15 protein-coding genes and 1 pseudogene are annotated in these 19706 nt (G+C 40.5%); 10 read left to right on the forward strand and 6 right to left on the reverse strand.

Annotated features, from left to right (window positions below; translation table 11 throughout):
- Nucleotides 1-282: 282 nt before the first annotated feature.
- The 3 genes from MSMTP_RS10025 (at nucleotide 283) to MSMTP_RS10040 (ending at nucleotide 4942) form a co-directional block, all read left to right on the forward strand.
- Nucleotides 283-699, forward strand: a complete 417-nt coding sequence (locus MSMTP_RS10025; RefSeq protein ID WP_048178924.1) for a hypothetical protein — start codon at nucleotides 283-285, stop codon at nucleotides 697-699.
- Nucleotides 700-716: 17 nt separating this feature from the next.
- On the forward strand, nucleotides 717-3446 hold the full coding sequence (locus MSMTP_RS10030) for a tetratricopeptide repeat protein (RefSeq protein WP_048178925.1): 2730 nt from the start codon (nucleotides 717-719) through the stop codon (nucleotides 3444-3446).
- Nucleotides 3447-4333: 887 nt separating this feature from the next.
- Nucleotides 4334-4942: a superoxide dismutase gene (locus tag MSMTP_RS10040; RefSeq protein ID WP_048178929.1), complete on the forward strand. Its 609-nt coding sequence runs from the start codon at nucleotides 4334-4336 to the stop codon at nucleotides 4940-4942.
- Nucleotides 4943-5257: 315 nt separating this feature from the next.
- Here the strand turns inward: MSMTP_RS10040 and MSMTP_RS10045 are convergent, their stop codons facing one another.
- From MSMTP_RS10045 to MSMTP_RS10055, 3 genes are all read right to left on the reverse strand, one after another.
- Nucleotides 5258-6034: a hypothetical protein gene (locus MSMTP_RS10045; RefSeq protein WP_156153785.1), complete on the reverse strand. Its 777-nt coding sequence runs from the start codon at nucleotides 6032-6034 to the stop codon at nucleotides 5258-5260.
- Nucleotides 6035-6261: 227 nt separating this feature from the next.
- The gene (locus tag MSMTP_RS10050; RefSeq protein WP_048178932.1) at nucleotides 6262-6981 is read right to left on the reverse strand and encodes a carboxylesterase; all 720 of its coding nucleotides are present in this window, start codon (nucleotides 6979-6981) and stop codon (nucleotides 6262-6264) included.
- Nucleotides 6982-7133: 152 nt separating this feature from the next.
- Nucleotides 7134-8057 (reverse strand): alpha/beta fold hydrolase, encoded by a 924-nt coding sequence (locus MSMTP_RS10055; protein WP_082090578.1) that lies wholly within the window; start codon nucleotides 8055-8057, stop codon nucleotides 7134-7136.
- Between the two features lie 659 nt (nucleotides 8058-8716).
- Between MSMTP_RS10055 and MSMTP_RS10060 the strand changes: the two genes are divergently transcribed.
- A complete protein-coding gene (locus MSMTP_RS10060) occupies nucleotides 8717-9574 on the forward strand; it encodes a glycine betaine ABC transporter substrate-binding protein (RefSeq protein WP_197076064.1) in 858 nt (285 codons plus the stop codon).
- 125 nt (nucleotides 9575-9699) lie between these two features.
- Here the strand turns inward: MSMTP_RS10060 and MSMTP_RS19270 are convergent, their stop codons facing one another.
- The gene (locus MSMTP_RS19270; protein ID WP_156153786.1) at nucleotides 9700-9861 is read right to left on the reverse strand and encodes an AbrB/MazE/SpoVT family DNA-binding domain-containing protein; all 162 of its coding nucleotides are present in this window, start codon (nucleotides 9859-9861) and stop codon (nucleotides 9700-9702) included.
- A 469-nt stretch (nucleotides 9862-10330) separates the two neighbouring features.
- On the opposite strand from MSMTP_RS19270, the pseudogene MSMTP_RS19980 reads away from it, so the two are divergent.
- The 4 genes and pseudogenes from MSMTP_RS19980 to MSMTP_RS10080 form a co-directional block, all read left to right on the forward strand.
- A pseudogene (locus tag MSMTP_RS19980) lies at nucleotides 10331-10447 on the forward strand (IS200/IS605 family transposase); the annotation flags it as partial.
- A gap of 208 nt (nucleotides 10448-10655) precedes the next feature.
- A complete protein-coding gene (locus MSMTP_RS10070) occupies nucleotides 10656-11615 on the forward strand; it encodes a hypothetical protein (protein WP_048178934.1) in 960 nt (319 codons plus the stop codon).
- A 354-nt stretch (nucleotides 11616-11969) separates the two neighbouring features.
- Nucleotides 11970-13370, forward strand: coding sequence for an ATP-binding protein (locus MSMTP_RS10075; RefSeq protein ID WP_048178936.1), 1401 nt, complete (start codon nucleotides 11970-11972; stop codon nucleotides 13368-13370).
- Nucleotides 13371-13385: 15 nt separating this feature from the next.
- A complete protein-coding gene (locus tag MSMTP_RS10080) occupies nucleotides 13386-13895 on the forward strand; it encodes a hypothetical protein (RefSeq protein ID WP_048178938.1) in 510 nt (169 codons plus the stop codon).
- A 518-nt stretch (nucleotides 13896-14413) separates the two neighbouring features.
- Here the strand turns inward: MSMTP_RS10080 and lon are convergent.
- Together lon and MSMTP_RS10090 are read right to left on the reverse strand one after the other, a co-directional pair.
- Nucleotides 14414-16798 (reverse strand): endopeptidase La, encoded by a 2385-nt coding sequence (lon, locus tag MSMTP_RS10085; protein ID WP_048178940.1) that lies wholly within the window; start codon nucleotides 16796-16798, stop codon nucleotides 14414-14416.
- A gap of 223 nt (nucleotides 16799-17021) precedes the next feature.
- Nucleotides 17022-17333 (reverse strand): MarR family winged helix-turn-helix transcriptional regulator, encoded by a 312-nt coding sequence (locus tag MSMTP_RS10090; RefSeq protein WP_231582747.1) that lies wholly within the window; start codon nucleotides 17331-17333, stop codon nucleotides 17022-17024.
- A gap of 385 nt (nucleotides 17334-17718) precedes the next feature.
- Between MSMTP_RS10090 and MSMTP_RS10095 the strand changes: the two genes are divergently transcribed.
- Both MSMTP_RS10095 and MSMTP_RS10100 read left to right on the forward strand, forming a co-directional pair.
- On the forward strand, nucleotides 17719-18228 hold the full coding sequence (locus MSMTP_RS10095; protein ID WP_048178945.1) for a GNAT family N-acetyltransferase: 510 nt from the start codon (nucleotides 17719-17721) through the stop codon (nucleotides 18226-18228).
- Between the two features lie 165 nt (nucleotides 18229-18393).
- Entirely contained in the window at nucleotides 18394-19527 is a 1134-nt protein-coding gene (locus MSMTP_RS10100) for an aldo/keto reductase (RefSeq protein WP_048178946.1), read from the forward strand.
- Nucleotides 19528-19706: the final 179 nt, after the last annotated feature.

Here is a 19706-nt window from a genome sequence, read left to right on the forward strand (position 1 = left end):
CGATGTCCATATTCAATACTTATTCCCTAATTTGCCCGAGTTAAGATTTGAAATATTTTTTTATTAAATAATGTTTTTTATACGACCTCAAGTTTCAGCTAAAGCAATAGTATCTGTTGCACTTTTTGATTAAGAACTTCTTTTTTATTGACACTTGTGTCCATATGATTATTTCCATCATCAGGTTTTCTTAGTACATACGATAAAGTTATGAACTATGTTTTCAACATACTAACATCTTAACACTCATATAATCAAATTATATTTTAGAAGATGTTTGCAATGGTAAATGAAAATGATTCTTGTAAAAATATTAATGGTGGTACCGGAATAACTGCAGGCGGAGATGTTAGTGTTAGTAATAAAGACGGCTTGATTGCAATAGGATCAAATATTACGCAGAGTCAAACAATACCATCACTAGATTTTGAAAAGCTAGGGGATGATTTACTTGCCTTCAAGGAAGCAATTTCAAGATCAGATATTTCGACTGAGGATAAACAAATTATCGAAGGCGACATAAGTGCAGCGATTAAAGAGGCTAAAAGGGAAGAACCCATGTTATCTAAGATTGTTGATAGATTTGAATCTGCTATTGAAGTTATCGAGGAAACTAAAAGAAAAATTGAAGATACAGGAATTCTCAATCTTGCAGCTAAAATAGCTACTACATTAGGAATTAACCTAATTTTATCATAATTTTGGAAGGGTGTTTCATGGGGGAAGAGGTCCACAAGGAAGATATCCACAAAAATGTAGACATAAAAGGTGGAAATGGGATTACAGCTGGAAGGGACGTTATTGTTAATGCTCATTCGAGTGATGTTATTGTTGGAAATATAACACAATATGTTCATACAGAAGCTGTAGAAGACAGGATTAATGAGTTAATAGAATTTGCAAAATTTTGTACTAAAAAAAAGGAATATAAAAAAGCTCTAGAATTCTACGATAAAGCAAAATCTAAATTAGAATATAGTCCATCAGATCGTTTATTTGTTAAGGTAATTGTTGGAGAGGCGGTCTGCCATCATAAAAAGGGAAATTTTGGCAAAGCAAAAAAATTAATCCTTGAAGCTGAACTTGTAGACCCCGAAAATCCTATTGTGTTAGCGGATCTTGCATCTCTTCTGAGAATTGAAACCCCAGAAAGAGCTGAAACTTACGCAAAAAAAGCACTTGAATTAGACCAGAACAACGTTTTGGCAATGTGTACTTTGGGTTTACTAGAATCTGAAAGAGGGAATACGAAAGAAGGTCTTAGGAAATTAAGAGAGGCTTCTGTACTTAATCCTAATGATGCTTATCCAATTTACTGCATGAGTCATGTTCATTCTTTTGAAGGTGATTATGACAATGCAATCAAATTAGGTTTGGAAGCTATAGGCATCGAACCTGAAGATTCTTCATATCATAACGCTTTAGGCATACTTTATTTGAAAGCTTCTTCTCCTTATGGGGAGGTTTTTGTCAGTTATGAATCAGAAGAATATGTAAATCAGGATTATATCGAAGAAGCAATAAAAGTTTTGGAAAAAGCAAGAGATTTAAATGATTCACAGGGTAATTACCACTTAAACTCTGAAATATACGTGAATCTAGGATGTGCATATCTGGCTAAAAACGAAATAGATATGTCAATTGATTTTTTAAATAAGGCTTTAGATTCGGGATTAGATTGTGCTGATGTTTATATTAAGCTTGGTGAAGCTTACGCAAAAAATCAAAATTGTGGTAAAGTAATAGAATACTATCAACCTCTTATTGAAAACGATGATATTACTGGTGATGAACTCTTTGTCGTGAAAGCTAATCTTGCAGGTGCATATGCCGCTGCAAACAAGCTAGATGAAGCTGAAGCATTATTCGATGAGTTAATTAAGCAAAAGCCAACAAACCCACATTTGCACATAGACTTAGCAAAAGTTGCTGAAATTAGGGGGGATTTTGAAAAAGCTATTGATGTTTTGAATAGAATTAGTGATGTCCCTCAAAATCTTTGGGAATACAATTACATTAAAGGTAGGTTGAATCATAAAATTAATGATTACGAGCAAGCAGCTATTCACTTTAAAGAATCAATAAAGAGTAGTGGTGGGGCACGTGAACCAACAATAGGTTTGATAAATTTGTACATTGACTGTGGAATGCATGAACATGCTATAAAATATGCTGAAAAATTGGTTGAAACCGATATTAGGGGTATTGATCTGTATAATCTTGCCACACTTTATTATTCAGCAAAGGATTACAAAATGTCTGCTGATTTTTCGAGAAAAGCTTTAGATGCAGGTTATAATGATTTAGAAACTTACAGACTGCTATGTATTTCTCTTTTAGAAGCACATGATACCTTGTCAGCTAAGCTCGAATTAGAATCTGCTTCAAGCAAGTTTCCTGATGATTTAGAATTGAAACTAATTTATACAGATGCTTTGATACGATTGAATGAAGATGAAAAAGCTGTTGCAATTCTAAATGATATTATTCAATGTAAGCCTGCATTCACTCCAGCGCATTTATCTTTAGCAAATATTTATTTAAGAAATGGTTCGTATGAAAAAGCTTTGGAACTTGCTAAAAAAGCATCTATTCTTGAACCAAAAAATGAACATGTATACTTTGTTTGGGGAAATTGTTTACTTAAATTAGGCAAAGTAGATGAAGCAACAGAAAAAATGATAAAAGTATCAGAGTTAAATCCAGATTTTGAGTATACAAGATTCGTAAAAGCCGAAGAATTCATCACTTGCATGGAACATCAGGCTGTTATTTCGCAGCGCATAATAGAGAACTACGAAAATGGAAGTATGACAATATCAAAAGTAGCTGAGATTCTAAATAAAGAAACAATTGATTTGTTGAACCACATAAATAATTACAAAGTATCGGAATATTTAGGTTTATCCGATGAAAAAATAGATCAGTTAAATATACCATCCGTGGTGAAGAAAAATGTACTTTTGGATGACACAATATTAGGTATACTGATCACAATTGATAAACAAGATTTATTAAAACTGGCATTTAATCACGTATATATTACAAAGGAACTTGAAAAGGAACTCATTAATAATACTTATGGAGAAGGCCATCCTTGGTGGCAAGCCAAAAAAACCCTCAAGATTTTCCAAGATGGATGGATCGAGGGTTTAAGGTCCAGCGAAATATCTATTCTTGCTACGAAGAAGATATTTTCAGAAAAAAAACTAAGTAAAAAAGATATCTCTTTTGTTTCTCTATCTCTGGATAATGATTGTCTTTGTATGACAGAAGATTTGCTTCTTAGAACCTATTTGGAACGTATGGAGAAACCAACTTGTGGGATAGTTGGATTGTTGAATTATTTGGTCCATAATAATTTAATAAAAAATGAAGAGGTTGAATCAATACATAAAAGTGTAAAATCTTTATGTGAAATAGATTTCAAAAGAATGGAGCGATGAAGACATCTTGTTTAATGAAACTGGTGGGTGAATTCTCAGGGTTGCCTAAATAAACAAAAACTAAGAATAGAGTTATCAATATTAATATCATTCGTCCATCCTCACTTAACTGTATTCCCAAACAACAAAATTATCATATCAAATTCGATTAAATGTGGGGTTTTTATCCGGTTTCGGATTTGAAGGAATGTTGAATTCGATTTTTTGGTGGGGTTTAGGTTTTTCTGGTTGGTTCTCAAAGTGTCTTATCAATGTCAAAAATCAAAAAAAGAGGGTGAAAATAGACACCTTTTTCTTCTTATTTTACATTAAACAGATCATATTTTTAATTGATGAATTCCTGAAGTGGACTAAACACACACTCTTCTATTAATTTAGAAGTTTGTTTTGTATCTGTTTTTACTGATGATTTTTCAAAATGATAGTCATCTCTATGGTGGGTTTTTAGGATGTCCTGATTCTTTATCAAAGCTACCTAGCCTTGTAGCCTCTAATAAAATTTCTCCACACCTCCAACTTTTTAATCCTTTTAATTTCAAATCCACCACAACTTTACGATTTCTCGAAAGAATAATTCCGGCACAAATATTTCCATAAATCCCTCACACTCATTTTCTACACAGAGTTTCCAATAAGTATATATCTCCCCGTTTTAATATAAATACCAGCAAAACTACCCTTGCATCCAAAATTGCCATCTGGCAATCTAACACATATCTGAGAAAATACGGTAGCAGAGTAGTTTGAGAAATAGATTCTCTGTTAATACAGCATAAGGGGGAAGCTGCTTAGCAGGATTTGTAAATGGAATTTCTTTTACTGGACAGTGTAGACGTTCCGGAACAAATTTTGTGAAACCAGCTAATTACGAATAGGGGAGGATGAATATGGCTAAGGAATTGTATAAATTACCGCCTTTGAAGTTTGGTTATGCGGACCTGGAACCTTATATTTCCGAAGAACAGCTGCGGATACACCATGACAAGCACCATCAGGGTTATGTGAATAATACGAATTCAATTCTGCAAATGATGGAGAAAGCAAGGAAAGATGGCACGGATTTTGACTATAAAGCAACCGCAAAAGCCCTGGCTTTCAATATGGGTGGGCACGTCCTTCATAGCTATTTCTGGTGGGAGCTGACGCCTGCGGAAAAGGCGAGTAAGGAACCTGTCGGGGAACTGGCTGAAGCTATCAAGGAAGACTTCGGGACTTTTGAACGGTTCAAAAAGGAGTTCTCCCAGGTTGCAGCAAGTGTGGAGGGTTCCGGCTGGGCAGCTTTAACTTTCTGCCGTGATACGAAAAGGCTCGGGTTCATGCAGATAGAAAAGCATAATGTAAACCTGATCCCGGATTTCCCGGTACTTCTGGTTGTAGATGTATGGGAACATGCTTACTATCTTGATTACAAGAATGAAAGGGGCAAATTCATAGACGCTTTCTGGAATATCATCGACTGGGAAGAAATCGACAAATACTTCAAGACAATTCGGTAATTCGGCGAATTCGGTTAAACGATATGGAATAATTCAGGTTTTTACTGTTTACCAGGACAAAGGTTGCTCTGGTTAAGCGTATGCAGGTGTCCCGCCACCGTTAAAAAATAAAAAATAAGATATTATATTCTTTGGTGGTCGTTTGATTATGAAAATGGGTTAATACCTGTCTTTTTTCCTTTAATTCATCTTTTGAATCTTCCCTGTCAAAGCGGGCTGGCCTCGCTACCGCTCGGGACAAGAACGACGGGGGATACCCGGTTATTTCTGTTCAGTTCACAGAAGCTTCCTGCTGCCTTTGGGAATGCGGAACAATCATTTACCGCTCTTCAATTCCAGGATTTCGGTCTCTCCGTTCAGTTCCACCGTGACCCTGCCGGGATTATTTCTGTCGGCTTCGGTTCCACCCGAGCCTTCGTGGCGGACATAAACAGTGTTGGAAGGAGTGAAAGCCGGGTCTATTGTGTGCCTGAAGGGCCACTGTTCCGGCTGCTTAAAGCCAAAAAGTGCGGGTAATGCGATTTTTGATGTGATCTTATAACTCAGGGGACGCCCTTCGGCATGCCTGAGGGAACGCCCGGCGTAACTTCGGGAGTGTTCGAGCCTGGAAAATTCGTTCTTTATAGCAAGGATTGTCTTAGTTGAGACGGGGGACTGTATCTTTGTCGAACTTTCCCCATAATAGGTGAAATAATTAATGAAGACATATTCATCATTATCAAAATCAGTGCCTAGCCCCTGCCCCTCTGAAGTTACCCTGCCTCCACTTGAGGGCATATAGTAAGGTATGTTAATAACATAGGATATGTTAACCAGCTTCGGAAGAGAAGACTCCGGCAGGTTGCCTTTGTATGTTACAAGAAGAAGATAATCGTGTGTCCCGTAATAGTGAGTTTTGTTATTTGCTGTTATGAATACATGGCTTTCGTTTAGCATGTACTTTGCTTTCCAGCTTTCGTTTTCTCCCTCGAATACATCATGGAATGTGATCACCTGTTTCTCCGTGATCAGTTCTTTTCCGGAACAGATGGGAGAGATGGCCAGTAAGCAGACAGAAATTAGTAAAAAGAAACCAGTTACTTTCATTCTCACTTGGAAAATCTCCTTCTTCAGGCCTGAAAATTTATTAACTGCATATAAATTTATAAATGTTCCTGAAATATCTTTCCAAACTGGGTTTTCAGTTTTCTTGTTTTTTACCTTCACCCTAAAAAAAAGCTGAATTTTGATGGTAGTATTTCATGCTAGGGAAAAACGACTTAATTACACATACATTGGAGATTACGTAACCAACAATTATGCTCATAATCTGCTGTGCTTTACAACAAATTATCATCTGCCCATGCTTCAAAAACTTGCAATTGTTCTTCTGTATGGAAGTAATGCTCCCCGTGTTCAAGAACTTTAACTTCCGCTTGATACCTCTCTGCAAATACGGAAATCTCTTTCCATTCAGACAGATCATCACCCGAACCATACAAAATTGCAGTTGGTATTTTCCAGTCAAAGCAAACAGAATTTTTCTTCACATAGCAGTAATAGTCCCAGTCCAGAGTCTGTCCAATCGGCAATGGAATTTGCTTTTCTACCTGCAACCTTTCTTCGCTTACTTGAAAAGCTTCCATCATATTTCGTATGATGCGTTCCATGTTTACCACGGGGGAGAGGAACAGGCATTGCTTAATGTCAAAGTCATGATAGGCAAGCAAACTAAAATAGGCTCCCATGCTACACGCAAACAAACTAATATCCGATGCAAGTGACCTGGCATATTTGTAAACCGCAAGCAGGTCACTGACACAGTTTTGCGGAATACACTCATAATTATCACCTGTACGCTCACCGTGCCCGGGTAGATCGAAACTTAAAACTTGATAGCCTTTTGCAACGGCTTTTTGCGCCAGAATAGAAATCACGGTATCCTCTTTGTTGGAAAGGTTGCCGTGTACTTCAATCAGCAGTTTCGCACCCGGCTTTCCCCACAGAATGGCAGGAATAGAAATTTTATTGTTCGATATGTTAAAATGGGTTTTCTCCATTTCTCATTTATCTCCTCTGTATAAAATTAATATTCATTGCTTTGCAAGATCAAACCAGGGGTTAAAATCAGGGGTTGAAATGGCAGCAACGGTGTATAAAAAAGCATTAAGCCCTTCAGTTTTAAGCTCTTAAGTTTTTGCTACATTTTTGATTAAATTTCACCCTTGAGCACATCGTAAAACATATCTTTTGCCTCCCTCTCAATCCACGGCCTGTGCCCGCATTTCTCCAGCAGGACATACTGGAAGTCCTTCAAGACTCCGGAAAGAGGATCTCTTACTCCCTCAAAAGGATGCGGGTCATAATCCCCATGGATCGCGATTACGGGACAGCGGATCTTCCTTCCGAGTTTCAGAAGTTTTCCGTTGCTCCTCAACTTGCTTGCATCTCCCCAGACATTTTTATTGATAACATACTGGTACTCCAGCACCTCGTCATCATGGGGAAGGGGGTCGTATGAGTCAGCAAGGGACATCAACTGCCCGAATCTTGCAAAGGATGCGTTTTTGTTTCCGTTGGAGATGTCATTTAACTCCGGTATCCGGGAATGAGTTTCCGTCCGTTCTACCTTGCTGAGCCGGCTTCCCCGTTTTCTCCTTATAATGTCAGCATATTTTTCTTCGTAGGGGCCGCTTCCGACGAGGACGAGCTTTTTTACGAATTCGGGGTGACTGGCTGCGAAAATATAGCTGAGCATTGCCCCCCAGGAAAAACCGATTAATGTGACCGGAAGGGCAGCATGCTCATTCAGCACGGCTTTCAACTCCCGCACCTGGCCGTCAAGGGTTACCGCGGTCTGAAGGGGCTCAAGGACGCCACGGCCGGAGATTGGGGGTTCGAAAGAGTCGGCAGCCCGGTCAGGATAGGCGTAATAGTTAGAATTGGCGTAATAGTCAGGATAAGCGTAATGGCCAGGATGAGCGGAATTTTCAGGATGAGCATAATGGTCAGGATGGGCGGAATGGGCAAATGAGAGTTCCCTGGCTACAGGAGCCATTTCTCCAGGGGCTCCGGGGCCGCCGTGGATAACGGCTATATCGAACGGAGGGTTTCCGTATTTCCTTAAGTTTTTCATGTTTGTATACGGTTAACTTCCCGTTTTACTTAAAATTAATGGGTCGGAAATTTATCTTTATTTATGAAATTTATTTTTTTTAATATTATTATTTATATTATTTAGTGTTCCTATTATTCTAATTTTTATGTAAAAATCATAAGGTATATATGTTATTATTTTTGTAGTGTATATCAGCAAGATCAGAAAATATAACCACAGAAAATGATGTGACATGAATCACATTGAAAAGGAAAAAAGACAATAAATTCCTGAAATAGTGAGGGAATGTTCATCCCATGGCTGTTCATTCCAGGGATATTTGTTATAAAACTGTCCAGTATGAAGCTGTTACCAGACGAAAATTCTAAGATTTTTAAGATATATTAGTTTTGGTTGTGTGCCCTCGTTTTTTAGGTACCGCTTGTCTGACGGTCGGGCTTCATTTTTCTTACAGCATGTCCCGAGTCTTCTCATTGCTTTTCGCGGCAGCAGGCTGTAAAAATGCTGTTTTGCGTGTAATGATTAAGCATAGCATAAGGCTTATCTGGTTTTGTTTTTCAGGGAAGGCTCCCCGCTACTTTCGGGATTTACATTTTAATATTAGTCAAAGGAGGAATTTTCTGTCTCAAAACAGATCAAAGTTTTTTGTACTTTTATGTATTTTTGCCCTGCTTGCAGTGCTTGTTTCGGGTTGCACCGAAAATTCGGAAGAAATAAACGAGCAGGATTCTGAAATTGATTCTAAACAGGCTCCTGAGCAGCAGACTGTCGTTGTGGGCGTCGGCCCCTGGGGTACGGCCTATTCCAGTTCATATGTCCTCAAGCAGGTCCTTGAAGAAGCCGGCTACAATGTAGAACTTGATTTCGTGGATATCGGGGTAGCCTACCAGGGAGTAGTCCTTGGAGACCTGGACTGCTATACGGATGCCTGGATCCCTGTATGCCATGAAAAATACATGGAGAAGTACGGGGACCAGCTTGAACTGCTCGGCTACAATATGAACGGGACCCGTATAGGCATGATTGTGCCTGCATACGTCCCGATCGATTCGATTGACGAACTGAAGGGCCATGCAGAAGAGTTCGATGGGAAAATAATCAGCATTGAACCCGGTTCAGGCACTGTCCGGATGAGCGGGCAGGCTATAGAAGACTACGGGCTTGAGGGCTATGAGCTTGTCACTGGCAGTGAAGTCGGTATGCTCTCCGAGCTGAAAGGCGCAATCGAAAACGAAGAATGGATTGTCATCACCGGCTGGACCCCCCACTGGAAATTCTCCCGCTGGGACCTCAAATATCTCGATGATCCGAAAAATGTCTATGGAGACGATGAGTACATAGGGACTATTGCCAGGATAGGCTTTAAAGAAGATATTCCCGGGGCATACGCCATACTCGACCGCTTCCACTGGGAAGTCGAGGACATGAACTGGGTAATGTACGAAGTCGAAAAAGGGGCATCGGATGAGGAAGCCGCAGCAATGTGGATAGAAAACAACCCCGAAAAAGTCGCGGAATGGCTGGGGGAAGAGTAAGCTTTGAAGTCTAAAATATTCAGCTAAATAAGCTATTCAACCCTATTGGATTAGCTATTCAATCCTTTCTCGACTCTATCTAAAATATTATATGTGCAGAAGTCTTTTTACGGCTTCTGTTTTTTCTATTTTTTATCGTAAGAGATAGGCCGGATCTCTATCCCGTCTTCGTAGGCCAATAAGGCAACCTTATGACCTTCTCTGAACTTTTCATCCCGCAGGTCCATGGGGATTGTTATCTGGCCCTTGCTGTTCATTTTTAAACACTTGAAGTTCAGAAGTGTCATTTTTGTGCTCACCTTTTATATGAGAGCTTTTTTGTTTCGGTTTTTTGAGCTTTACCGGGGTTCCGGTTTCGCAGTCCAACCCCGTGCCCACCCACGGTTGCGAAGCAACCGGCTTGCCCCTGATTTTTATGAATAAAGCGAAAAAATGAAAATTGAAGCCATATTTTTTATTTTTGAATACACATCATCTCAATATCCTGGTCACTGCATGCAGCCATTGATTTTCTTCTTTCTGGATATTCATTTTTTGCGATTATTCCATTATAGCAGTCACTTTGTGACGCTCGGAACAAAAAAGACGGAAGATACCATTCCGGCTGCTTCGGGAAAGTTCGATCAAGTAGCAGAAAAATAGCTCCGGTATTTTGCTCCTTAAACCCGACAAATTATTACTTCTTTTTAAAATGAGGTTTTTTGGCACCATAGCCACAGGTGGTGACACCCACCTATGGCTGGGACGTGATAAGCGTTGGAATTGCGTAGTTCTAGCCATGGCTGTGGTCAGAACCTATCACATCGTATTGGTGCCTTGTATCGATACGTAATATTCTACGATAAGCGAGTTAAAAAGGCTTGCGAATCGATCAGTTTTTTCTGGCTAACCTTGCTGGTGCTCGGAACAATTTTTACTCAAAACTTTGCAAAATAACCTAACTTATTTATTATTTTAGCATGGATAATGTAGTGTTATGGAAAACTAAAAGATATTATCTCCGATCTTTTTAAGATTAGACCCGCAATTCGGAATACTAACAGCCCCCTCAGTTTACTGATGTTTTCCCGGAGTTGAAAATTTGAAAAAGCAAAAAGCCATACTGATATTATTATTTCTCATTCCCCTCCTTCTTGCGCTGTGTATCTTCGGCCCTTTCTTATTAATGGGTTTTGTTGACAGCTCCTGGTACTATTCCGAAGAAGTTGACATCGGGCCTCTTGACTACAGTTCCGCACTTACGAACGCGGAGAACGCCGGCTATGAAGTGGAAGGTTCCTGGCCCTGGCCCGGAAACTTTTCAGGTTTTGAGCAGGGTGATGTCCCGGAGGTCCGGGAAAGATTCGGAGCTGCCGCTCTTGTGGAGAACATCAGGCTTAACTATGACGGGAACTCCGAGCTCATGGTCTTCATCTGTGAAGATAGACCGGAAAACGGACTGGAAGGCGGACAAAAAGCCGGGACCTTAACCTGTGTGGTCATCTCGAACTTCAGCCACTCCGACCCCGAATCCTCCTTACAGCTATCCGAATTTCCGCCGGATGCCTGGATGCTTGAAAAATTAGGGCTCCTCTTCGGGCTGGACGAGGAGACTTTGGAAAAGTATCTTGAGGCTCTGAAAACAGCCGCACAAAACCAGACCTGGGAAGCTGAAATACAGGTGAGCGAATCTCCGGATTTCCCGGCTGCATATGCTTATCTCAAGGAAAACAGTGATGATTCCAGTTACGAAACCAGTTTGGGTATTAATGCATACCCCACAGAAGTCTTTTTAAAGGATGGAAAGCGGCTGGGTTCCGTAAAGTACTTCGTCCCGGAGGCAACGGTAACGGCTTATGATAATGAAAACAGATACATAGTTGAACTCGATGCCTCGGGAAAGGTAAAGCTCGAAATCGTAATGCCTCCGGGAAGCAGTGGGGATACGATACCTGAAGAGGAATACCGGGCGGTTTTCAGGGAGATTTTTGAAGAACTGGGGCTTGATCCGGAAGCGGTGGACATCTTTGATTTTTTTCACAGCTCTTCACGGGTGTGGTGAAACTGGATGAAGCTTGAGCAATGTGTTGCTTTGTCATTTTGGAAAATGGAAGACGCTCGAAATGTGCTGGAAGAATAGAATCCTATTATTGGAATCTATCACAACGTCAACTTCTCCTCAATGTGAGCTCTTTATATTTCTTTTTACCACCAATATTCACTCTTCTAAGATTAATATTTCATACTTTAATTTGTATATAATTACCTTCATAAATATATCGGTACATCTAAGATTAAATTGAATTATTTATTTTTATTCTTTTCTAACAATTTCTAAACAAAAGTTTTTTCTTTAGATATGTTATATCTTAAGAAAATTACATTTTCCATTTAAAAATCTACTCAAGGGAAAAATATGAAAGTTACCATAAATAATTTAGGAGCGGTTGAGAAAGGGGAAGTTAATTTAAAACCTTTAACAGCTTTTATAGGACCTAATAATAAAGGCAAGACTTGGACTGCATATACACTTGCTTATTTATTTTCTCCGACTTCTTATAAAACCTTTTTAACTTCTTATTTAGAAGAAAATTTATATAGTTATGATTGTATCGAAAATGCTGTTAAAGAAATTTTGGATAAAGGAAATACAAAAATAGATATAGAGACTTTATTCAGAGAGTATTCGGCAAGATACATCAATGATCTTGCTAAGTTAATCCCAGGTAATTTACAATATACTCTAAGCACATCGAAAATTACATTTGAAAAAGTTGATATAAATGTAGAATTAACTACGAGTTTCAAGAATTCATTAGATGTTATTAAAACTTTGGAAATAGACAAAGGACTCTCAGTAGATAAAGATGGTAACGCTCTTTTAACTGCCCATAAGGAAGCAGATGACTTTTGTTTATATTTGATTACAGAATCAACTTCCAAAGTTCAAGACATTCCAGTTAAAAGCGTTAAAAGATTTGTTTCAAGTGAAGTTTTTAAATTAATACACACGTCGTTTTTCTTAGATGTTTATTTCTTACCTTCCGAAAGAACAGGAATAATACAATTAATCAGTGGGAGTAGAAGATTTGGGAAAAATGATGATAATGAAAGGGAAAAAGAAATAAAAGGTAGGAATAAGAAAGAAAATTTTGTACCTCTTCCTCTCGGAAGCCTTCTTGACATGCTCATTTACTCTGGTGATGAAAAACATTGGAATGAAAGAATGGAAGAGGCTAGTAAGAATGAATACATTAAAAAATACATCAAAATGGCTGAGATTTTAGAGACTGATATTCTTGGTGGTACAGTTAAAACTGTAGAAAAACCAGATGGATCAATGGAATTCCTTTATAATTTAAAAGGAAAAGAAGCTTTTGATTTACAAGTTACTTCTTCTTGTGTAAAGGATCTAGCCCCCTTAATATACTATCTTAGGTTTTTGGCAGATAAAGGGGATTTAATTGTAATAGATGAACCTGAAATGAATTTACACCCTGAATCACAAATAAAGATTATGGAATTATTGGCTATGATGGTAAATTCGGGAATAAAGGTAATAATTACCACGCATAGCACGTACTTAGTAGATCATTTATCCAATTTAACGAAAGCTTATACCCTTAAAGAAAAAGAAGGATTAGAAGAGAAGTTTAAGCTAAAAAATAAGGACAGTTTTATTAGTCAAGATAATGTTTCCGTTTATCTCTTTGACAATGGCACTATAAAAGATGTATATGGAAAAGATGGTTTAATTGATTGGGGTACTTTCAGTGATGAATCTGACTATGTTTCAGATTTATATTTCAATTTGTAATTGAGGATGGATTATATGTCAGTTGATGAATCAGTAGTTTGCCATCTGTTGCAACATCTTTTATGTAATACAAGTTGGAATGAAGAAGGTAATGAAATAAGTATATCTCCTCAAGCTGGAGAAAAATTTCTTTTTTTTAGAATAGATGACCAAAGTAATGAAGGATTAAAAGAATGTTTGGGGATGAATGGAAACAATCAACAAATATGTGATTTGTTGATTTACTACCAAAAAAAGGCTAATAATAATAATAGATTTATAAAAGTAGTTTGTTTAGCTGAAGGGAAAGGAAAAGATATTTCTCACGCTGTGGATCAAATTAAAAACACATTTCGAGTATTTAATAGTAAATTTAGTGGGGTTACTTGGGCTGCTTATGTAGAGATTCATCAAAAATCTAGTCCTAGAAATGTTAAAAAACAAAAGGTAGAGTTAAATTCAATAGGTCTAGAATACTGCGAGATCGGTAAATGTAAATTCCAAAATTTTATAAGAGGAATAAATTATAGTGAACTCACGAATTAATTACACTTTTAATGACCAATTAAATGCATCTTGCTTGGTTTAATAAGTGTAAATTTTTACTGTGAGGACTATAACATATTTCATATATTAATATAGTTATGTTTATGATCTTTATGTCGTGTCCGAGACTCTAAGCTTCCGAGGGAAGCAGTGTTTTCTATAACAGCTTGAAAAATGATTCCAAAACTAATTGTTTAAAGAGTCGTTCCCTTAATTCTGTAAAAGCCTGCCTTTGGCTCCAAAGGATAAAAAGAGTAACATAACTAGTTGCGATTCCAAGAAACAGAACTACGGATTTAGAGTCAGTCTTTTCTTTCCTTCAAAAGAGCAACTGAATGTCACAAATATCCCATAAATGTTTTGAGTAAACTATATTGAATCAAAAAAGCTGAAAAATGAAACCCGAGTTAGTATTTTACTCAGGTAACTGTGATAATTAGATGGAAAATGAGATGGGAACGTTAGGGAGCTGACAGATTTAGACTCTCTCAACCCCCATCCTCTGCACTCTTCAATCCTTAAACATTCTGCGTAGCTCCAAATCCATTTCCTTCAAACGACAAAACCTGCTTCGGCAGCTCAATATCCAGCGCCTCTTTCAGGACCTCTTCAATAGTCTCTACAGGCACGAATTTGAGTTCGTTCCTGACATCTTCGGGGACGTCTTCGAGGTCTCTTTCGTTTTCTTTGGGGAGGATGACCTTCTTTATGCCTGCCCTGTGGGCTGCGAGGACTTTCTCTTTTATGCCGCCGACTGGCATTACTGCGCCGCTCAGCGTTATTTCCCCTGTCATGGCAAGTTTGGGGTCAACTGCTTTGCCGGTGATCAGGGAGGTGAGGGCGGTAAAGAGGGTCACGCCTGCTGACGGGCCGTCCTTCGGGGTTGCACCCGAGGGGACGTGGATGTGGATGTCGCTTGCGGTGAAGTTGAAGCTGTTTGCGGTGTTTGCAAGCCTGGACCTTACAAGGCTCAAAGAGATCTGGGCAGATTCTTTCATCACGTCCCCGAGCTGACCTGTAAGGGTAAGCTTTCCTTTTCCGGGCATGAATGTGCCTTCGATGAAGAGGATGTCCCCTCCCACAGGAGTCCACGCAAGTCCGGTGACTACTCCGGGTACGTTTTCTTTCCTGGCTTCTTCCTGCCTGACCAGCTCTTTTCCGAGGGTCTCCTTGAGCATGTCCGGCTTTACCACGTAAGGAAGCTCGGCTGTTCCTGAGACGATCTTCTCGGACACAAACCGTGCGGTCTTTGCAAGCTGCTTTTTAAGTTGCCTGACCCCTGCTTCGCGGGTGTACTTTTCGATGATCTGTTTCAGGGCTTCGTCTTCGATTTTGAGTTTATCCGCATCAAGACCGTGTTCTTCCAGGGTCTCGGGAAGCAGGTGGTCTCTTGCAATCGCAAACTTCTCATTTTTCGTGTAGCCCGAAATCTCAATCATCTCCATCCTGTCAAGGAGCGGGGGCGGGATGGTTGCCAGGGAGTTGGCGGTGGCAATGAAGAGTACGTCGGACAGGTCATAGGGGACTTCCAGGTAGTGGTCCGAGAAGCTGCTGTTCTGCTCGGGGTCAAGGACTTCGAGAAGGGCACTTGCAGGGTCTCCCGAGTAGGAAGCTGAAAGCTTGTCGATTTCGTCGAGAATGAAGACCGGGTTTTTCGTGCCTGCCTTTCTCATGCCCTGGATGATCCTTCCGGGAAGGGCTCCCACATAGGTCCTGCGGTGTCCCCTGATCTCGGCTTCGTCCTTGACGCCTCCGAGGCTTGCCCGGACGTATTCCCTGCCAAGGGAATCTGCAATGCTCTTTCCAAGGCTTGTCTTGCCGGTGCCTGGGGGGCCTACGAAGAGGAGGATCGAGCCCTGTTTATCCTGTTTGAGTTTCATTACCGCGAGGTGCTGGACTATTCTTTCCTTGACCTTTTCAAGGCCGTTGTGGTTGTCCTCAAGCACACGGCGGGCTTCGACAATATCGATGCTCTTTTTATCTTCGGTTTCCCAGGGAAGGTCGAGCATGAGGTCCAGGTAATTTTTGATAACAGGGGCTTCATGGTTGTGGGGGCCACCTGCTTCGAGTTTCTTATACTCTTCCATTGCCTTCTTTTTAACCTCTGGAGGCATCTTAGAGCTCCCGATTCTTTCCCCGTATCCGCCTTCCCCTGAAACCGGGTCCTGTCCTCCGTTGAGCTCTTCCTGGATCATCCTGAGCTGTTCCCGAAGCATTGCTTCCCGGTTTGACTTGTTTACCTTATCGGTAACTTTTTTTGCCATCTCAAGCTGGAGGTTGATGTTCTCTTTCTGCTTCGTCAGGACCCCGAGGAATGCATTATAACGTTCCCGAACCGAAACAATTTCCAGAAGGGCCTGCTTTTCTTCAAGCTTAATCGGGATGTACGGCATGATAAATCCCATTATCTGGTCGATGGATTCCATCTTAGCAATAGGCCGGGTAAATTGCTCGGAACCCTGAATGCTGCTGATCTCATTAATTTTATTTTTTACATTCGCCATCATCCCTGCCTGGACATCCTCACTGAGGTCCGGAAGGTCAGGAACAGGTTCGTACGCGGCATAGAAAAGTCCGTCCTTCCGGTAAAAGGAAACGGCTTCTACCCTCTGGATTACCTTAGCAGCAACCAGATATCCGTCATCAGCAGGCTGCACAAATGTTGCCTTGAGCAGGTTTCCTGTTTTGTAAAGATTATCTTCTGACAGTTCCGAAGTTTTCGTGCCGCTCTTTGCTGTCAGTCCGACAGTATACGCATATTCGGCATTTTTCATACCGGCAAGCAGGGCTTCTCCGGTGGCTTTGTCAACCCGGATTTTTGTCCGGCTTTCCGGGTAGACCACTACTTCAAAGAGGGGTATTACGAGGCTTTCTCTGCTGTAATCTGTTTGTTTTGTATCCATTGTTAGTTGTCCCGTTTATTGTCTCGTTTTTTTGATTATTAGCTCAAATTAACACGATTATTGGATCAAATTAACACGATTATTGGATCAAATTAAATTGTTATCAGCTTGAACAATCACGGTTTTCGAGCCAGCTTAACACTGTTAACAGCTCGAATTAACACATGTCTTACTGCATTTATTTAGTTTGAGTTTCCCTAACTAATTTGCCAGTTAAAAAAAATTATCTGACCTTTTCAAGAAGCTTAATCAGGGATTCCATTTCCTTTTCGTCCAGGGAATCTGCCATCTTTTCAATAACCCTTAGTAAAGCTTTCTCTTCGGCACGGGCTATCCTCTGCCCCTTTTCGGTCAGGCGGATATAATAGATCCTGCCGTCATCGGGAGATTTTTCCCTGTAAACACACTGCATTCTGGCAAATTTGTTAATCATCTCTGTAATGGTGGGTTTTGAATGGTTGGTGATTTTAGCAAGTTTGCTAAATGTTACATCCCCATGCTCATCAATGACCTTTAAATATCCGATCTGCTTCATTGTAATTTCCGATAACCCGCATTCAGAGAAGATCTCACAAGAGCATTCGCTTTTGATTTTGATCAGGTTTTCAAAAACTATGAATAAATGCTCTTTTTTCGCCATCATATCTCGATCATTCTGTTAGTTAGTATTTTATTAGCTGGTATTTAGTTAGTTATTATTTAGCAGTATTCAGTTAGTTAGCATTACCCTAATTATATTGTATGATATATATAGTTTATGGCTATGCCCGGAATACCGCTCAGCTTACTTACGGATGACAAAAACAACCCATCCCTACTTTTAATCCACTAATTTTCAAAAATATACAAAGCCTTTTATCCAAATTTCACAGTTATATTTATCCCAAAATCCAATTCCAATAGTGCCCTGGAGAATTAAAATGATTATCAGAAAAGAAACCGAGAAAGATTTTGACCGGATATACGATCTGGTGAAAGTTGCATTTCAAACCGCAAAAGTTTCTAATGGCAAAGAACAGGATTTTACCATTGAACTGCGAGGCAGCGGCAACTATATTCCCGAACTTGCGTTAGTCGCAGAGGAAGACGGCAAGCTAATCGGGCATATTATGCTGACAAAGACCTATATCACGACCGGCGATGGTAAATTTGAAGCCCTTTTGATAGCACCTATTTCCGTCCTATTGGAATATCGGAACAAAGGAGTCGGTTCCGAACTGATAAAAGAAAGTTTCAGGCTGGCAAAAGAGCTGGGTTATACGGTAGTAGTTCTTGTCGGCGACCCTGCCTATTATAATAAATTCGGGTTCAGATCGGCTGTAGATTTTGGCATCAAGCATACACCTGAAATTCCCGATGAATATGTTATGGCCTGTGAATTAGTTCCGAATGTGTTAAATGGATTTAGCGGGAAAATTGATTTTAGCTGAAATGGAAAAAGAGTCAGCGAAATAATTGATTGTGCTTGAAAGGGCAAAAAAGTAAAAAGGCACAAAAGCACAAAAGCACAAAAGCACAAAAGCACAAAAGCACAAAAGCAATTGAATCTGAAAATTAAGGAATAAACTGATGAAGGACTAACACCGGGGCAAAAAATGCTATACCGCAAATTAGGAAAAACAGGTGAAAAGGTTTCGATTCTTGGCTACGGTTCCATGAGGCTTCCGGTTATCGACGGAGCGGTTGATAATATCGATGAGGAAAAAGCAATCGAACTCCTCCGCTACGCCATTGACCACGGGGTAAATTACGTTGACGCTGCCTATTCCTATCACGGCGGGAAAGGCGAAGTTTTCCTGGGAAAAGCCCTTGCCGACGGCTACCGGGAAAAAGTCCACCTCGCAACCAAACTTTCCTGCAAGCGCGTAAACTGCAAAGAGGACATGGACCGCTTTTTAAACGAGCAGCTCGAAAAACTCCAGACGGACTGCATCGACTTCTATCTCCTCCACGGGGTAAAGAAAAGCTACTGGGATAAAATGAAGAAGTTCGGGATTTTCGAATTCCTGGAAAGAGCCCGCACAGCCGGGAAGATCAAATACACCGGTTTTTCCTTCCACGATGATCTGGACGTTTTCAAAGAAGTCCTGGACGCCTACCCCTGGGACCTCTGCCAGATCCAGTTCAACTACCTGGACGAAGACTTCCAGGCAGGGGTCGAGGGCCTGAAATACGCGGGTGAAAAGGGCCTTGCCGTCGTCATCATGGAACCCCTGCGCGGCGGAAACCTGGCCTCAAAAGTTCCGGAAGAAGCCAAAAAGATCTGGGACCGTTCCAAAATCAAAAGAAGCCCCGCAGAATGGGCTTTTCGCTACCTCTGGAACTATCCCGAAATCAGCGTAGTCCTGAGCGGGATGTCGGAAATAGGGCACCTGGAAGAAAACCTGAGAATTGCGGACGAAGGGCTCCCCAATTCCCTTTCCCCCGAAGAAAAAGACCTTATCGCGGAAGTCAAAGAGATCTACAAAGCCCGGATCAAAGTCAACTGCACCGGCTGCAAGTACTGCATCCCCTGCCCTCAGGGAGTAAACATCCCGCGGAACCTCGGTTACCTGAATGACGTCTACGTGCTTGATGATGTGGAAAATGCCAGGTTCCAGTACGGAGTCCTTCTGGCCCCGGAAGAAAAGGCCGGAAACTGCGTTGAGTGCGGGGAATGTGAGGAGGTTTGCCCGCAGGGGATTGAGATCAGGGAGATGTTGAAGGAAGTTAGGGATTCATTCGAGTGATATGGGTTGGTCTTTAAAAAATCCGAACCCCGGATATCGGGATTTTTAGATTGTAAGCCTGTGGTAAATTTTTTGCAATTCGATTTTCGATCTTTGTCGGGGTTCCATCACGTAGTCCAACCCCGTGCCCACCCCCGGTTGCGAAGCAACCGGCTTTTCCCTGACTTTTATGAATAAGA

Origin of the sequence: Methanosarcina sp. MTP4, assembly GCF_000970045.1 — an archaeon.
Taxonomy (GTDB): domain Archaea; phylum Halobacteriota; class Methanosarcinia; order Methanosarcinales; family Methanosarcinaceae; genus MTP4.

Excerpts from the sequence above, each read along its gene's own strand:
- MSMTP_RS10100 (WP_048178946.1), top strand. The coding sequence starts at position 18,394 with ATGCTATACCGCAAATTAGGAAAAACAGGTGAAAAGGTTTCGATTCTT.
- lon (WP_048178940.1), bottom strand. The coding sequence starts at position 16,798 with ATGGATACAAAACAAACAGATTACAGCAGAGAAAGCCTCGTAATACCC.
- MSMTP_RS10095 (WP_048178945.1), top strand. The coding sequence starts at position 17,719 with ATGATTATCAGAAAAGAAACCGAGAAAGATTTTGACCGGATATACGAT.
- MSMTP_RS10055 (WP_082090578.1), bottom strand. The coding sequence starts at position 8,057 with ATGAAAAACTTAAGGAAATACGGAAACCCTCCGTTCGATATAGCCGTT.
- MSMTP_RS10040 (WP_048178929.1), top strand. The coding sequence starts at position 4,334 with ATGGCTAAGGAATTGTATAAATTACCGCCTTTGAAGTTTGGTTATGCG.
- MSMTP_RS10080 (WP_048178938.1), top strand. The coding sequence starts at position 13,386 with ATGTCAGTTGATGAATCAGTAGTTTGCCATCTGTTGCAACATCTTTTA.
- MSMTP_RS10050 (WP_048178932.1), bottom strand. The coding sequence starts at position 6,981 with ATGGAGAAAACCCATTTTAACATATCGAACAATAAAATTTCTATTCCT.
- MSMTP_RS10030 (WP_048178925.1), top strand. The coding sequence starts at position 717 with ATGGGGGAAGAGGTCCACAAGGAAGATATCCACAAAAATGTAGACATA.
- MSMTP_RS19270 (WP_156153786.1), bottom strand. The coding sequence starts at position 9,861 with ATGACACTTCTGAACTTCAAGTGTTTAAAAATGAACAGCAAGGGCCAG.
- MSMTP_RS10025 (WP_048178924.1), top strand. The coding sequence starts at position 283 with ATGGTAAATGAAAATGATTCTTGTAAAAATATTAATGGTGGTACCGGA.
- MSMTP_RS10075 (WP_048178936.1), top strand. The coding sequence starts at position 11,970 with ATGAAAGTTACCATAAATAATTTAGGAGCGGTTGAGAAAGGGGAAGTT.
- MSMTP_RS10090 (WP_231582747.1), bottom strand. The coding sequence starts at position 17,333 with ATGAAGCAGATCGGATATTTAAAGGTCATTGATGAGCATGGGGATGTA.